Origin of the sequence: Streptomyces sp. CBMA156 (assembly GCF_014596515.1) — a bacterium.
Classification (GTDB): Bacteria; Actinomycetota; Actinomycetes; order Streptomycetales; family Streptomycetaceae; genus Kitasatospora.
In genome coordinates this window covers 1-14,430 of sequence record NZ_MSJQ01000263.1, presented here as the reverse complement: position 1 = coordinate 14,430, position 14,430 = coordinate 1, and the positions used below count along the sequence as shown (strand labels likewise).

Annotated in this window: 13 protein-coding genes; 6 read left to right on the top strand and 7 right to left on the bottom strand. The window is 75.0% G+C overall.

Annotated features, from left to right (window positions below):
* The 3 genes from BU198_RS22145 to lysA all read right to left on the bottom strand — a co-directional run.
* Nucleotides 1-243, bottom strand: a 243-nt coding sequence (locus BU198_RS22145) for a hypothetical protein (protein WP_223244765.1), incomplete at its 3' end; no start/stop codon positions are given.
* Nucleotides 244-339: 96 nt separating this feature from the next.
* Nucleotides 340-1,266 carry a LysR family transcriptional regulator gene (locus BU198_RS22140; RefSeq protein ID WP_188298603.1) on the bottom strand — a complete coding sequence of 309 codons (927 nt, stop codon included), beginning with the start codon at nucleotides 1,264-1,266 and terminating at the stop codon, nucleotides 340-342.
* 28 nt (nucleotides 1,267-1,294) lie between these two features.
* Nucleotides 1,295-2,647: a diaminopimelate decarboxylase gene (gene lysA, locus BU198_RS22135; protein WP_317620258.1), complete on the bottom strand. Its 1,353-nt coding sequence runs from the start codon at nucleotides 2,645-2,647 to the stop codon at nucleotides 1,295-1,297.
* Between the two features lie 197 nt (nucleotides 2,648-2,844).
* Between lysA and BU198_RS22130 the strand changes: the two genes are divergently transcribed.
* The 3 genes from BU198_RS22130 to BU198_RS22120 all read left to right on the top strand — a co-directional run bounded on the left by BU198_RS22130 (nucleotide 2,845) and on the right by BU198_RS22120 (nucleotide 5,641).
* Nucleotides 2,845-3,513, top strand: a complete 669-nt coding sequence (locus BU198_RS22130) for a GntR family transcriptional regulator (RefSeq protein ID WP_188295414.1) — start codon at nucleotides 2,845-2,847, stop codon at nucleotides 3,511-3,513.
* 164 nt (nucleotides 3,514-3,677) lie between these two features.
* Nucleotides 3,678-4,946, top strand: coding sequence for an MFS transporter (locus BU198_RS22125; protein WP_188295413.1), 1,269 nt, complete (start codon nucleotides 3,678-3,680; stop codon nucleotides 4,944-4,946).
* Between the two features lie 125 nt (nucleotides 4,947-5,071).
* Nucleotides 5,072-5,641 (top strand): Uma2 family endonuclease, encoded by a 570-nt coding sequence (locus BU198_RS22120; RefSeq protein WP_317619950.1) that lies wholly within the window; start codon nucleotides 5,072-5,074, stop codon nucleotides 5,639-5,641.
* A gap of 8 nt (nucleotides 5,642-5,649) precedes the next feature.
* On the opposite strand, the gene BU198_RS22115 is transcribed toward BU198_RS22120, so the two are convergent.
* Entirely contained in the window at nucleotides 5,650-7,716 is a 2,067-nt protein-coding gene (locus BU198_RS22115; protein ID WP_188295411.1) for an MDR family MFS transporter, read from the bottom strand.
* 242 nt (nucleotides 7,717-7,958) lie between these two features.
* On the opposite strand from BU198_RS22115, the gene BU198_RS22110 reads away from it, so the two are divergent.
* Nucleotides 7,959-9,464, top strand: a complete 1,506-nt coding sequence (locus BU198_RS22110) for an MFS transporter (protein WP_188295410.1) — start codon at nucleotides 7,959-7,961, stop codon at nucleotides 9,462-9,464.
* Nucleotides 9,465-9,544: 80 nt separating this feature from the next.
* On the opposite strand, the gene BU198_RS22105 is transcribed toward BU198_RS22110, so the two are convergent.
* Nucleotides 9,545-10,387 (bottom strand): ABC transporter permease subunit, encoded by an 843-nt coding sequence (locus BU198_RS22105; protein ID WP_188295415.1) that lies wholly within the window; start codon nucleotides 10,385-10,387, stop codon nucleotides 9,545-9,547.
* A 5-nt stretch (nucleotides 10,388-10,392) separates the two neighbouring features.
* The gene (locus tag BU198_RS22100; RefSeq protein ID WP_188298602.1) at nucleotides 10,393-11,304 is read right to left on the bottom strand and encodes an ABC transporter ATP-binding protein; all 912 of its coding nucleotides are present in this window, start codon (nucleotides 11,302-11,304) and stop codon (nucleotides 10,393-10,395) included.
* A gap of 134 nt (nucleotides 11,305-11,438) precedes the next feature.
* Between BU198_RS22100 and BU198_RS22095 the strand changes: the two genes are divergently transcribed.
* Both BU198_RS22095 and BU198_RS22090 read left to right on the top strand, forming a co-directional pair.
* Nucleotides 11,439-12,734 carry a sensor histidine kinase gene (locus tag BU198_RS22095; RefSeq protein ID WP_188298601.1) on the top strand — a complete coding sequence of 432 codons (1,296 nt, stop codon included), beginning with the start codon at nucleotides 11,439-11,441 and terminating at the stop codon, nucleotides 12,732-12,734.
* Nucleotides 12,731-13,387, top strand: a complete 657-nt coding sequence (locus BU198_RS22090) for a response regulator (RefSeq protein WP_188298600.1) — start codon at nucleotides 12,731-12,733, stop codon at nucleotides 13,385-13,387. Before BU198_RS22095 ends, BU198_RS22090 begins: the two co-directional genes overlap by 4 nt.
* Before the next feature lie 37 nt (nucleotides 13,388-13,424).
* Here the strand turns inward: BU198_RS22090 and BU198_RS22085 are convergent, their stop codons facing one another.
* Nucleotides 13,425-14,129 (bottom strand): hypothetical protein, encoded by a 705-nt coding sequence (locus BU198_RS22085; RefSeq protein ID WP_188298599.1) that lies wholly within the window; start codon nucleotides 14,127-14,129, stop codon nucleotides 13,425-13,427.
* Nucleotides 14,130-14,430 lie beyond the last annotated feature (301 nt).

Here is a 14,430-nt window from a genome sequence, read left to right as displayed (position 1 = left end):
GTGCACGCCATCCGCGACGTCGGCCGGGCCCTCGCGGCCTGGGCCCAGCGGGCCGCCTGAACCGGCCGGCCACCGGGTGGCCGGCCGGAGGCCTCGCGGGGTGTGTCCACCCGCGGTGCCCGCGTCCTCGGCGTCCTCGGCCTCGTCGGCGAGGACGGAGGCCGGGGCGTACTGGTCGTGGGTCGCCGCGGCGGACAGCAGGGCCGCGGCGGCGACCAGGAGTGCGGATGTCCGACGGACCATCGGTTTCCCGTCAACGGGCGGATGCCGGTCCGTGCGGCACGGCACACCCGCCGGCCCGCGGCCCGGCGCCCGGACCGGCCGCCTCCCGCGGGGAGGTCAGTCCGCCCACTGCATGTCGAGCAGTGACCTGATCTCCCCTGCGGCGGAGCCGAGTTCGGTGAGGAAGGCCTGGAGCACCGGGTTGAGGTTGGTGGCCCGGGTGGCCACGCCGATCCGGCGGTGCAGCTGGGGGTGGTCCAGCCGGCAGACGTGTACCCCGGCGCTGTCGGCCAGGCCGAGCGCCGGGATCAGCGCGACGCCCATGCCGGCCCGCGCGAGGTTGATGGTGACCTGGTAGTGGTCGCTGCGGCAGCGCACCCGGGGGCGGAACCCCTCGGCCGCGCAGGCGCGTTCGAGCACCGGCTCGCCGGTGCTGCCGCCGTGGGTGCCGATCCAGCTCTCGCCCTCCAGCTCGGCGAGCCGCACCACCGAGCGCCGCCCGAGCCGGTGCCGCAGCGGCACCACGACCAGCTGCGGCTCGTCGAAGTACATCCGCACGTCCACCGCCGCCTGGCGGCACCAGGGGTCCAGCGGGTGCTCGAAGACGACGGCCGCGTCCAGCCGGCCCGCCTCCAGGTCGGGGACCAGCTCGTGCGGCTGGCCCATGATGAGCTCCAGCTCCACCTGGGGGTGCCCGGCGGCGAACGCGGCCAGCGCCCGGGGCAGCAGGTCCAGCCCCGCGGACGCGAAGAAGCCGAGCCGCAGCACGCCCGCCGCGCCCTCCGAGTGCGCCCGCAGGTCGTCCTGCGCCACGGCCATCAGATCGGCGATCGCCTGGGCGTGCTCGGCCAGCCGGACACCGGCGGGCGTCAGGCGCAGCGACTGCGGAGCCCGCTCCACCAGGGCGACGCCCAGCTCCTGCTCCAGGCGGGCGAGCTGGTGCGAGATGGCGGACGGGCTCAGGTGCAGGGCCTGGGCCGCGGCCACGATGGTGCCCCGGCGGGCGATCTCCAGGAGGACGAGCAGACGGGCGCTGTTCAGCATCGGCCCAGGCTAAGGCCTGTGTCGTGGATCAGGACGTGTACGCCCGCGCCGCGGCCACCGGTTCCCCGGTGCCGCCCGTGGTGCCGTCCCCGGTGGCGGCGACGTCCAGCCGGAGCAGGTCGTGCTCGGTCTCCCGGCGCACCACCAGACGGGCCTCGCCGTTCCGGACGAAGACCACGGCGGGCCTCGGCAGCTTGTTGTAGTTGGACGCCATGGCGTAGCCGTAGGCGCCGGTCACCGGGGTGGCCAGCAGGTCGCCGACCCGCAGGTCGGCGGGGAGCGCGGCGTCGTCGATGATCACGTCGCCGCTCTCGCAGTGCTTGCCGACCAGCCGGGCGCGCCGCGGGCGGGGGGCCTCGGGGCAGCGCGGCAGGAAGGCCTCGTAGCGGGCGCCGTACAGCGCGGGGCGCAGGTTGTCGCTCATCCCGCCGTCCACGCTGACGTAGGTGCGCACGTCCTCGATCCGCTTGACGGTGCCGACCCGGTACAGGGTCAGCCCCGCCCTGGCGGCGATCGAGCGGCCGGGCTCGACGGCCACCTCGCCGCTCCAGCCCGCGCCGCGCACCGCCGCGTGGACCCGCTCGGCCCAGACGGCGAAGGACGGGGCGCTCTGCCCGCTCAGGTAGGCCACGCCCAGGCCGCCGCCGACGGTCAGCCGGCGCAGGCCGTGCTCCACCGCGAACCGGGCCACCGCGGCGGCTCCGTCGGCCAGCTCGGCAGGGTCCAGCACCTGGGAGCCGACGTGGGCGTGGACGCCCTCCAGCCGGACGGCGGCGGAGGCCTCGGCCCGGCGCACCGCGGCCGCGGCGGCGCCGTCGGCGAGGCCGAAGCCGAACTTGGAGTCGTGGCCGCCGGTCTGGATGGCCTGGTGGGCGCCGGCCGCGACGCCGGGCGCCACCCGCAGCTGGATCCGGGCCGGCGGCAGGCCCTCCTCGCGGTGCAGCCGCTCGATCCGGTCCAGCTCGTCGAAGCTGTCCACCACGATGTGGCGCAGGCCGACGGTCAGCGCGGTGCGCAGTTCGGCCTCGTCCTTGTTGTTGCCGTGCAGCACGATCCGGTCCGGGGCCACCCCGGCGTACAGGGCGGTGCGCAGCTCGCCGCCGGAGGCGACGTCCAGCAGCAGGCCCTCCTCGGCGGCCAGGCGGGCCATCGCGGTGCACAGGAAGGCCTTGGAGGCGTAGGCGACGTTGCCCCGGCCGAAGGCGGCCACCGCCTCCCGGCAGCGCCGGCGCAGGTGCTCCTCGTCGTAGACGAACAGCGGCGTGCCGTACCGGCGGGCCGCCTCGCTCAGGAGCACACCGCCGACGGACAGGCCCTCGGGGCGGTACTCGGCGGTGAGCGGCAGCAGACCCGGATCGACGGGCGGCAGGGCTGGCGACACAGGGGACAAGGCTTCCTCCCGGCTGGCTGGCTGGCCCGCCCATCCTCGGTCCTGGGGGAGGGAGTGAGAAAGCGCATTGTTCCGGCCCTGAGCAGTACGGAAATCGATGCTGCGGAAATCGATGCTGCCGGTGGTCACCACGATCCGTCCCGGGCTGTTGCATCCAAGCTTGCGTCTATGGTGCTACGGTGTGATCCATGGCCGACACCCCGCCTCCCGCTCGCGTCCCGGCCGCGGACCGCGCGTACGAACTGACCAAGGACCTCATCCTCGGCGGGGGCCTCCCCGGCGGCACGCTGATCAGCGAGGGCGAGATCGCCGAGCGCGCCTCGCTCAGCCGCACCCCGGTCCGGGAGGCCTTCCTGCGGTTGCAGGCCGAGGGTCTGCTCCAGCTCTTCCCCAAGCGCGGAGCCGTCGTGGTGCCGGTCGGGCCCGGTGAGGCCGAGGACGTGCTGGAGCTGCGCGAGGCGCTGGAGAGCACCGCCGTGCGCCGGATCACCCGCCGCCCGGACGGCCTCGACGCGCTGGTGCGGCAGCTGACCGGGCTGATCGACCAGCAGCGCGAACCCGCCCGCCGGGCCGACCTCGGCGCCTTCGCCGACGCCGACGAGGCCTTCCACCGGGGCATCGTGACGGCCGCCGGCAACCAGCTGGCCGAACGCTTCTACGGGACGCTGCGCGACCGCCAGCGCCGAATGGCCGTCCAGCTGCTCCAGGAGCGGCCGGAGCGGCAGCCGCAGCGGCTGGCCTCGCTGGTCGAGGAACACACCGTGCTGGTCGGGCGGATCGCCGCCCGCGACGCCGAGGGCTTCACCGCCGCGCTGCGCGCCCACCTGGACGCCCACCGCACCGTCACCGACCGCTGAGCTTCCCGTCCTTCCGGCGCGCGGCACCCGTTCGCGCGCCCGCCCCGACGGACCGCCGGGACCCGGCGATCCGTCATGCCGTCATGCCGTCATGTTGACGCACCGTCAGGCCGGTACGCCGACCCATCCGGCCATCCGGCCATCCGACAAGGAGCAGCACCACCATGAGCACCACCCGGCAGCCGTCCGCCGGACCCGTCGCACCGTCAGGCCGGGGGAGGCCCTGGCTGCTCGCGGCCCTGGCCATGCTCTGCTGCGGGTGGGGCGGCAACCAGTTCACCCCGCTGCTGCTGATGTACCGCGACCTCGGCGGCTACTCCGAGGTCACCGTGGACGCCTTCCTGGGGGCGTACGTCCTCGGGCTGGTCCCCGGGCTGCTGGTCGGCGGCGCGGCCTCGGACCGCTACGGGCGGCGCCCGCTGATGATCGGCGCGGTGGCCGTCTCGCTGGCCGCCAGCGGAGTGCTGTGCGGCGGTGTCACCGGTGAACTCCCCATCTACGCGGGGCGGTTCCTCACCGGCATAGCCGTCGGCATCGCGATGGCGGTCGGCACCAGCTGGGTCAAGGAGCTCTCCCAGGCCCCGCACGACCCGGCCGCCGACCCGGGGGCCGGTGCCCGCCGCGCCTCGCTCGCCCTGACCCTCGGCTTCGGCCTCGGCGCCGGGGTGGCCGGCGTGCTCGCCCAGTGGGGCCCCTGGCCGATGGTCACCCCGTACCTCGCCCACCTGCTGGTCACCCTGCCCGCGCTGTTCCTGCTGCCGAAGGCCGTGGAGACCAGGGCCCGTACCGCCGCCGTCCGCGGCCTCTGGGCCGACCTCAAGGTCCCGGCGGCCGGGCACCGGCGCTTCGTCCGGGTCATCCTGCCGATGGCCCCGTGGGTGTTCGGCTCGGCCGGCGTCGCCTACGCGGTGACCCCGCAGCTGGTCGGTGACCGGCTCGGCCACTGGTCGCTGGCCTACGCGACCCTGCTGACCGTCCTCACCCTGGGCACCGGCGCCCTCGTCCAGCCCTTCGCCAAGCGCCTGGACTCCTTCTCCTCGGCGCGCGGCGTCATCGTCTCCATGGTGCTGATGGCCTGCGGCATGGCGGTCTGCGCCGGCGACGCGGCGCTCCGCTCCCCGCTGCTCGGCCTGTGCGGCGCGGTCTTCCTCGGCGCCGCCTACGGCATCGGGGTGGTCTCCGGCCTGCTGGAGATCCAGCGCATCGTCACCCCCGACGACCTGGCCGGCATCACCGGCGTCTACTACGCGCTGTGCTACTCCGGCTTCCTGCTCCCCGCGGCGCTCGCGGCGCTCTCCCCGCTGGCCTCCTACGCCGTGATGCTCAGCGTGGTGACGGCCCTGGCCCTCGCCAGCCTCGCCGTGATCGTCCTCTCCTCCCGCCGCCACCTCCCCGCCCCGGCCCCGGTTCCGGTGGAGGTTCCGGCCGACTGACAACGGGTTCCGGCATGAACCGGTCGGACAGGGAGGTCCGACGGTCGAGACACGTCCGATCCCGGTCGATCGAGGGAATGGCCGTACGGTCTGGGAGAGAATCCGCAATGGGAAGGAGACGCGTTGTGAGTACGGCACCCCAGGTCCCTGGCGACTACAGCATCGTCAGCGACCCCGAGAGGGCACTGAAGTACGCGATCCGGCATACGGCGGGCGACCGCACCGAGATCATCGAGGGAGTCATCACCCCCATGTCGCCATCGTGGGCGCACGAGTCCGCCGCTGAGGTCGTCCGCCGCCAGATCACCCCGCGTCTGGAGCAGCTGGATCTGGTGTCCGGGTCCGGCGACCTCGACCTGCCCGGCAGCGAGAACTGGTACATCCCGGACCTGGCCGTCGTGCCGGCCGAACTCGCCGAGAAGACCGAAGGCGCGCTGCTGCCCGATCAGACTCTCCTGATCGTCGAGGTCAGCTCCCCCTCCAACGCGGAAACCGACCGCGTGGTCAAGCGCCGCCGCTACGGCCAGTACGGTGCTCCGCTCTACCTCCTGGTCGACCGGCAGAACCGCAGCTGCACCCTGTACAGCGAGCCGACCCGGCTCGGCTACGCCGCCGAGAGCGGTCCGCACCCCTTCGGTACGCCCGTCCGCCTCCCGGAGCCCTTCGACATCGACCTCGACACCACCCGCCTGTAGCGGCCGGGTCAGGCCCTGGCGGCGTCCTTGGGGCGAGCGTGGGCGGGGAGGCCGTTGGTGAGGTCCTCGACCAGGAGGCGCCAGGCGATGGCGTCGGCCGCGGCGCGGAGCCCGGGGCTGCGGGGGCGGCCGGCGTCGGCGTCGAGGCGGGCGTTGAGCCAGTCGGACCAGGCGCGGCCGAGGGAGCGGATCTCCCGGGTGCCGGCCTCGGTGGGGGAGAGCCGGTCGCCCTCGCGGAGCAGGTAGCCCTCGGCGGACATCCGGTCGAAGACCGGCTCCAGGACCTCGGGCGGCACCCGTTTGCGGGCGGCGATGAGGTCGAGCGAGGCGTGGCCGACGGCCTTGGTGTGGCCGGTCACCTCCATCAGCGCCCAGGCTCCGGCCAGGTCCACCCGGGTGCCGGCGTCGGAGACGATCGTCCGGACGGTGTCGAGGTCCACCCCGCGGACGATCTTGCAGACCGAGTACTCCAGGTGCGGGTCGGAGTCGGGGGTGGTCGGCTGGGCGAAGCCCTCGCCCATGTCGGTGGAGCCCGCCCTGGCGGTGTCACGCAGCTGCACCTGCTTGAGGAAGAGCGCCACCACGAAGCCGACCACGGCCACCGGGATGGTCCACAGGTACACCGTGTGCAGGGCGTCGGAGTAGGCCTGGATGATCGGCGCGGCCTGGTCGGCCGGCAGCTGGTGCAGGCCCTGGGGGCTCTCGGCGGCGCGGCCGAGCACGGCGGGGTCGGCGCCGGTGAGCCGGGCGGCGGTGTCGACGCCCCGGCCGAGTTCGGTGTTCAGGCTGTTGGCGTAGATGGTGCCGAACACCGCGGTGCCGAAGGAGCTGCCGATGGTGCGGAAGAAGGTCACCCCGGAGGTGGCGGTGCCGAGGTCGGCGTAGTCGACGGTGTTCTGCACGGCGATGGTGAGCACCTGCATGCTCAGCCCGATGCCGACGCCGAGCACGAACATGTAGCAGGACGCCAGGAAGGTGCCGGTGCCGGGTTCCAGCCGGGAGAGCAGGTAGAGGCCGACGGCCATCACCGCGGTGCCGACGATCGGGAACAGCCGGTACTGCCCGGTCTTGCTGACCGCGTTGCCGCTGCCGACCGAGGCGATCAGCAGACCGATCACCATCGGCAGCGTCCGGACGCCGGAGACGGTCGCCGAGTCGCCGTCCACGTACTGGAGGAAGGTCGGCAGGAAGGTCAGCGCGCCGAGCATGGCGAAGCCGACGATGAAGCTGAGCACCGAGCAGACCGTGAACACCGGGTTGCGGAACAGCCGCATCGGCAGCATCGGTTCGGCCGCCCTGGTCTCCACCCAGCAGAACAGGCCGAGCGCCAGCGCGCCGCCGACGAACAGGCCGATGATCACCCCGGAGCTCCAGGCGTACTGGTTGCCGCCCCAACTCGTCGCCAGGATCAGCGCGCCGGCGCCGGCCGCGACCAGCACGATGCCCAGGTAGTCGACGACCGGGCGGACCACCGAGCGCACCGAGGGGATGGTCCTGGCGGCCGCCGCCACCACCACGACCGCGATCGGCACGTTGACGTAGAACGCCCAGCGCCAGGACAGGTGGTCGGTGAACAGCCCGCCCAGCAGCGGCCCGATCACCGTGGCCACGCCGAACACCGCGCCGATCGCGCCCTGGTACTTGCCGCGCTCGCGCAGCGGGATGACGTCCGCGATCAGCGCCATCGAGGTGACCATCAGGCCGCCCGCGCCGATGCCCTGCACGGCCCGCCAGGCGATCAGCAGCGTCATGTCGGTCGCCAGGCCGCACAGGAACGAGCCGCCGACGAAGACGATCGCCGAGACCTGGAACAGCAGCTTGCGGCCGTACAGGTCGCCGAACTTGCCGGCCAGCACGGTGGCCACCGTCTCGGCCAGCAGGTAGGACGTCACCACCCAGGACATGTGGGCGGCCCCGCCCAGGTCCGCGACGATGGTGGGCAGCGCGGTGCCGACGATGGTCTGGTCCAGGGCGGCCAGCAGCATGCCGAGCACGATGGTGCCGAAGACGACGTTCCGCTGCCGGACGTCCAGCACCGGTGGGGCGGACGGCGGGGTCTCGGTGGCGACGGTCATGCCGTCAGCCTCCGGGGTGCGGGCGCCGGTCGCGATCCGGTTCGGCCGTTCGGGTGACGCGGCCGGCTGCGGCCCGGGGGAGCGGCCCGGTTGCGTGATCCGGGGGTGGTCGTGGGCAGGTGACACGGCGTGACGGCCCGGGGTGGCGGCCCCGGGAGGGCCGGGCGAGGATGGGCCGAGCGAAGTCGACCGACGGCCGCCCGTCGGCCCGGACGCCCCCGGACCCCCGGGAAGGGGCTCCCATGACCGCCGACCCTCCGCGCAGTTCCACGCAGCCGACGCAGCCAGGCGCCACCGCCGTCGGCGGCCGGGCCGCCGCCCGCCGCTGGCGGGCACTCGCGGTCTGCCTGGTCGCCGGGTTCATGACCCTGCTGGACGTCAGCATCGTCAACGTCGCGCTGCCGACCGTACGGGACGAGCTGCACATGTCCGACAGCGGCCTCCAGTGGGTGCTCAGCGGCTACGCGCTGGCCTTCGGCCTGGTGCTGGTGCCCTCCGGGCGGCTCGGCGACGCGCGCAGCCGGCGGGCCGTCTTCCTCGCCGGGCTCGCGCTGTTCACCGTGGCGAGCGCGCTCGCCGGGGCGGCGCAGAACCAGGAGTGGCTGGTGCTGGCGCGGCTGTTCCAGGGCGCCGCCGGCGGGGTGCTGGTGCCGCAGGTGTCCGGCTTCATCCAGGTGCTGTTCCAGGGCGCCGACCGCGGCCGGGCCTTCGGCGCGCTCGGCTCGACCATCGGGCTGTCCACCGCCGTCGGGCCGCTGCTCGGCGGCCTGCTGATCCACGCCGTCGGCCCGGAGAACGGCTGGCGCTGGGTGTTCCTGGTCAACCTGCCGATCGGCGTCGCCGCGCTGCCGATCGCCTACCGGCTGCTGCCGGCGCCGCCGCCCGCCGCCGAGCGGGCCGGGCACCGGGACTTCGACCCGGTCGGGGTGCTGCTGCTCGGCGCCGGGACGGTCGCGCTGCTCCTGCCGTTCGTCCAGGCGCAGCAGTGGCACGGCGCGACCCGCTGGCTGCTGCTGCCGCTCGCGGCGGTGCTGCTCGTCGCCTTCGTCGGCTGGGAGCTGCACTACGGGCGACGGCGCGAACCACTGGTCAGCATGGCGCTGTTCGCGGTGCGCTCGTACGCGGCGGGGACGCTGCTGTCGCTGGTGTACTTCGCCGGGTTCACCGCGATCTTCTTCATCTTCACGCTCTACCTCCAGGCGGGCCTGCACTACTCGGCGCTGACGGCGGGCCTGGCGATCACCCCGTTCGCGGTCGGCTCGGGCGTGGCCGCGGCGGTGGGCGGGCGCCTGGTGAGCCGGCTGGGGCGGCGGCTGGTGGTGGCCGGACTGGTGCTGGTGCTGGCCGGCCTGCTGGCCTCGGCGCTCGCGGTGCAGCTGTGGTCCGGGCCGCACGTGGGCTGGACGACGGCGCTGCCGCTGCTGGTCGCCGGGATCGGCAGCGGACTGGTGATCGCCCCGAACCAGACGCTGACCCTCCAGCAGGTGCCGGTGGCCAGGGCGGGCAGCGCGGGCGGGGTGTTGCAGACCGCGCAGCGGGTCGGCTCGGCGGTGGGCATCGCCGTCGTCGGCTCGGTGTTCTTCGCCCACGCCGCCGGGCCTCGCCCGGACTGGGCGCTCGCCTTCCAGCTCGGGGTGACGGTCGCGGCCGGCCTGGTGCTGGCCGCGCTGCTGGTGGCGGTCGCCGACATGTCCTCCGGCCGGGGCAGCTTCCGGGCCCGCGGGCCCCGGCTGGGGGACGGGCCCTGACCCGGGGCCGGCCCGGATGCCCGGGCCGGACCGGTGGCGGCCGGTGGTCCTGGTGGCCGTCAGTGGTCCCGGGGTGGCCGTCAGTGGTCCCGGCGCCGGATCGCGAGCGCCGCGACGGCCACCGAGGCCAGCGACCAGGCCGCGAAGGTGATCCAGGAGCCCGCGACGGTGGCCGGGTACTCGGACGGGCGCTGGCCCACCAGGGTGGTCCTGGCCAGCCGCTGCCAGGCGGGCAGCGGCAGGGCGTGCAGCAGGTCGGCGCTCCACCGGTAGCGCTCGGTGACCAGCGAGGGGACGAAGAACAGCACCACGACGGTGCCGACCACGGCGCCGGCGCCGTGCCGGATCAGGGTGCCCAGGCCCAGCCCGACCAGTGCGCAGACCGGGCCGAACAGCACCGCCGCCGCGACGTACCGCAGGGCGGTCGGGTCGGTGAGGGACTGTCCGATGCCGGCGTCGGAGAGGATCGCCTGGGTCAGGCCGAAGGAGACACCCACGGTGAGCACCCCGTAGCCGAACAGCACGGCCGCCGACACGCAGGCCTTGGCGACGATCACCGCCCGGCGGTCGGGCACGGCGGCCAGCGTGGTGCGGATCAGCCCGGTCGCGTACTCGCCCGCGATGACGATCGCGCCGATGCCGCCCGCGACCAGCATCAGGATGTCGGCGCCGGCGAGGTCGAACGCGTCGTGCAGCGCCACCTGCGCCATGACCGCGGGGTCGTCCTCGCCGGGGGTGTAGTGGTCGCGGGTGTACAGCGCGGACTTGAGGCCGGCGGCGACGATCGCCAGGGCGCTGAGGCCGAGCACCCAGCGGACCGAGCGCAGCGACCAGAACGAGATCCACTCGGCGGCCAGCAGGTCGGCGAAGCGGGCGCGGGGCTCGGCGTGGGCGCGGGGCCCGGCGTGGTGGTCGACGGTCATGGTGTTCAACGGGACTCTCCGGCGGGGTACTCGACGCTGTCGGCGGTCAGTTCCATGAACGCCTCCTCCAGGGAGGCGCTCCTGGTGGTCAGGGTGTGCAGCAACAGGCGCTGCTCCAGGGCGAGTTCACCGATCCGGGTGGCGTCCAGGCCGGACACCGCGAGGGCGCCGTCCCGGCCGGTCCCGACGGTGGCGCCCGCCGCCGTCAGCACGCCCGCCAGCCGGTCGGGTTCGGCAGTCCGGACGGTGACGGTCGCCCGGCCGGCCCGGGCGGCGAACTCGGTCAGGCTCTCGTCGGCGATCAGCCGGCCGCGCCCGATCACCACCAGGTGGTCGGCGGTGTGCTCCATCTCGGCCATCATGTGGCTGGAGACGAAGACCGTGCGCCCCTCGTCGGCGAGCCGCCGGAACAGTCCGCGCAGCCAGCGCACGCCCTCCGGGTCCAGCCCGTTCAGCGGCTCGTCGAACAGCAGCACCGGAGGGTCGCCGAGCAGCGCGCCCGCGATGCCCAGCCGCTGCCGCATGCCCAGCGAGTAGCCGCCGATGCGTCGTCCGGCGGCCCCGCCGAGGCCGACCTCCGCCAGTACCTCGTCCACCCGGCCGAGCGGGATGCGGTTGCCGCGGGCCAGCGCCGCCAGGTGCGCCCGGCCGGTGCGCCCGCCGTGCACGTCGCCCGCGTCCAGCAGGGCGCCGACGTGCCGCAGACCGCGTGGCCGGCTCGCGAAGGGCACCCCGGCCACCGTGACGGTGCCCCCGGTGGGGGTGTCCAGGCCCAGGATCATCCGCAGCGTGGTGGACTTCCCGGCGCCGTTGGGGCCCAGGAAACCGGTCACGGCGCCGGGCCGGACGGTGAAGGTCAGCCGGTCGACGGCCGTGGTGGCGCCGTACCGCTTGGTCAGTCGCTCGATCTCGATCACGGGGCCAACGGTGCCGGTCGGAGCCGGTCCCCGGCATCGGGCCGCGGGCCACAACCACGGGCCGCCGCACTGGCCCCCGGGATTACGCCCCCGGGCCGATGTGCCGCCCGGAGGCCCGCCGCTACCATCGCGCCATGATCACCGAACCCCGCCCGCCGCTGCTCAGGCGCCTGCCCGCGGGCGTGTGGGTGGGGGCGCTCTGGACGGCGCTGGTCGCCTTCCGCTTCCTCACCCGCGAGGACGAGCTGCGCCACCTGCTCTCCTACCAGGGCAACCTGGAGGACATGCCGCTGACGGTCACCGCGGTGGTCACCACCCTGGTTGCGGCGCTGCTGGTCCGGCTGCCGCTGGCCGCCGTCGCGGTGGCGCTCGCGGGCGGCGTCTTCGCGCTCGGGATGGTGCGGGTCCCGGAGACCGCGCCGCTCCAGTTCCTGATCGCCGACGGGGTGGTCGGCTACTGCGCGGCCACCCGCTCCCGCCGCGTCTCGCTGAGCGCCCTGGCGCTGCCGCTCGCCACCCTCGCCGGACTGTTCCTCCACGGCGTCGCCATCGGCTACCCCGTCAACCCGCTCGCCTACACGGGCCTCGCCACGACCGTGCTGATCGCCTGGCTGGTCGGCAACACCGTGCACCAGAGCCGCGCCCACACCGAGGCGCTGCGCGGCCGGGCCGCCGAGCAGGCCGTCACCGCCGAACGGCTGCGGATCGCCCGCGAGCTGCACGACATGGTGGCCCACAACATCGGCATCATCGCGATCCAGGCCGGCATGGGCAGCCGGGTCATGGACACCCAGCCCGCCGAGACCAGGGGCGCCCTGGAGGCCATCGAGGCCACCAGCAGGGAGACCCTGGCCGGGCTGCGCCGGATGCTCGGCGCGCTGCGGCAGGGCGAGGGGGAGCCCGCGCCGCTCGAAGCGGTGCCCGGGCTCGGCGAGTTGGACCGGCTGGTGCGGAGGGCGGCGGGCGCCTGGGTCGACGTGGCGCTCACCCGGCGCGGCGCGGTCCGGCCGCTGCCGCCCGAGGTGGACCTGGCCGCCTACCGGATCGTCCAGGAGGCGGTCACCAACGTGATCAAGCACTCCGGCACCCGGGACTGCCACGTCACCGTCGTCTACGGCCCGCGGGAGCTCGACGTCACCGTGTCCGACCGGGGCACCGGGGCGGCGGCCGGCACCACCGGCACCCCGGGCACCGGCTATGGCCTGGCCGGCATGCGCGAGCGGGTCGCCCTGCTGCACGGCGAGTTCGGTGCGGGGCCGCGCCCCGGGGGCGGCTTCCTCGTCGCCGCCCGGCTGCCGCTGCCCGACGGCGCTCCCGAGGACGCCCCCGTCCAGACCCCTGTCCGAACCCCCGCTCAGACCCCCACCCGGACTCCCGTTCAGGCCCCTGTCCGGGCCTCCGTCCAGCCCCCCGTGGAGGTGGGACCGTGATCCGTGTCGTCCTGGTCGACGACCAGCCGCTCATCCGCACCGGCCTGCGCGTGCTGATCGCCGACGCCCCCGACCTGGAGGTGGTCGGCGAGGCCGGCGACGGCGCCGAGGCCGTCGACCTGGTCGCCCGGCTGCGCCCCGACGTCGCCGTGATGGACATCCGGATGCCGGGCACGGACGGCATCGAGGCCACCCGCCGGATCACCGCCGACCCCGGCCTGCCCACCCACGTCCTCGTCCTCACCACCTTCGACGACGACGACTACGTGTACGGCGCGCTGCGCGCCGGGGCGAGCGGCTTCCTGGTCAAGGACCTCGCCCTGGAGACCATCCTGGACGGCATCCGGGTGGTCGCCGCGGGGGACGCCCTGCTGGCCCCCGGCATCACCCGCCGGCTGATCGGCGAGTTCGCCGCCCGGCCGCAGGGAACGGCCCGGCCCCGCAGGCCCGTCGCCGAGGCCGTCACCGGGCGCGAGCGCGAGGTGCTCACCCTGGTCGGCCGGGGTCTGTCCAACGCTGAGATCGCCGCGGAGCTGACCATCAGCGTGGCCACCGCCAAGGCCCACGTCGCCCGGCTGTTCACCAAGCTCGACGCCCGCGACCGGGTCCACCTGGTCATCCAGGCCTACGAGTTCGGGCTGGTCGCGCCGTAGGTCCGGCGGGCGGGCGCCGCCGCCGTGCCGGGCCCGGTCAGGACGCCGCGACCTCGCCGATGCGCATGATCCGGCCGTGGGAGTCCAGCACCACGTCGTAGGCGTTGCCGTGGCAGCCGTCCGGGGAGGCGGCCGGCTCGCGGCCGGCCAGGCAGTCGTCGAGGTGGGCGATCAGCTCGTGGAGCGGGACGGGCCTGACCGGGTCGCCGTACGGCTCGTCGATCAGGGTCGCCGCCACGCCAGCCGTCGCGAAGCCGTAGCGGGTGGGGGCGCCGGTGGGCTCGTAGCCGACCGGGCCGCAGCCGAAGCGGGCGGGCCGGGCGGTGAGTCCGTCCGGGGCGGCGGAGACGACGACGAGCACCTCGTGGCCGGGGAGCCCGGTGGGGGTGGCGCACTCGGGCCCGGAGAAGGGCAGGGCGGAGGGCCCGGCAGAGGGCTCGGCCGGCTGGTCCGCGGACGGGTCGGGAGACGGATCGGCGGAAGGGTCCGCGGACGGCCCGGAGGCGGCCGGGGTGACGGCCGACGGGCCGGCCCCGGGGGAGTAGGGCCCGGCCTCCTCTTCCTCCTCGTAGAACAGGCCGTCGTCCTCGTCCAGCAGGTCGTCGGCGCCCTCGTCGGCCAGGGCGGCGGCGGAGGCGGCGGCCACCGTGGGAGCGGAGTCGGCGGGCGTGCAGCCGGCGAGGACGGCTGCGCTGCCGCAGGCCAGCAGGGCGGCGGCGAGGAGGACACGGGACGGGGCCATGGCACCAGTCTCCCCGGACGGGGGCGGATGTCGGTACCCGCTTGACACGACCGGGGCCGGTGGTGCGGTTCCCGCCGGGGGCGTGCGGAGCCGCGGTTCCCTCCCCCGCCGGATGTGCGGATCCGGCGGGGGAGAGCATGTGGTGAGCCTGCGTCAGGCGGCCACCGGCCGGTCCGTCTCGTACGCCTCGCGCAGCCGGTCCTGCGCCTGGGTGCCCACCGCGAGGTGGTCGAGCCCGAGCAGCGCCGCGCCCAGCACCGGCGGCGCGACGACGACGCGCGGCTCGGCCAGCGGCGCGGCC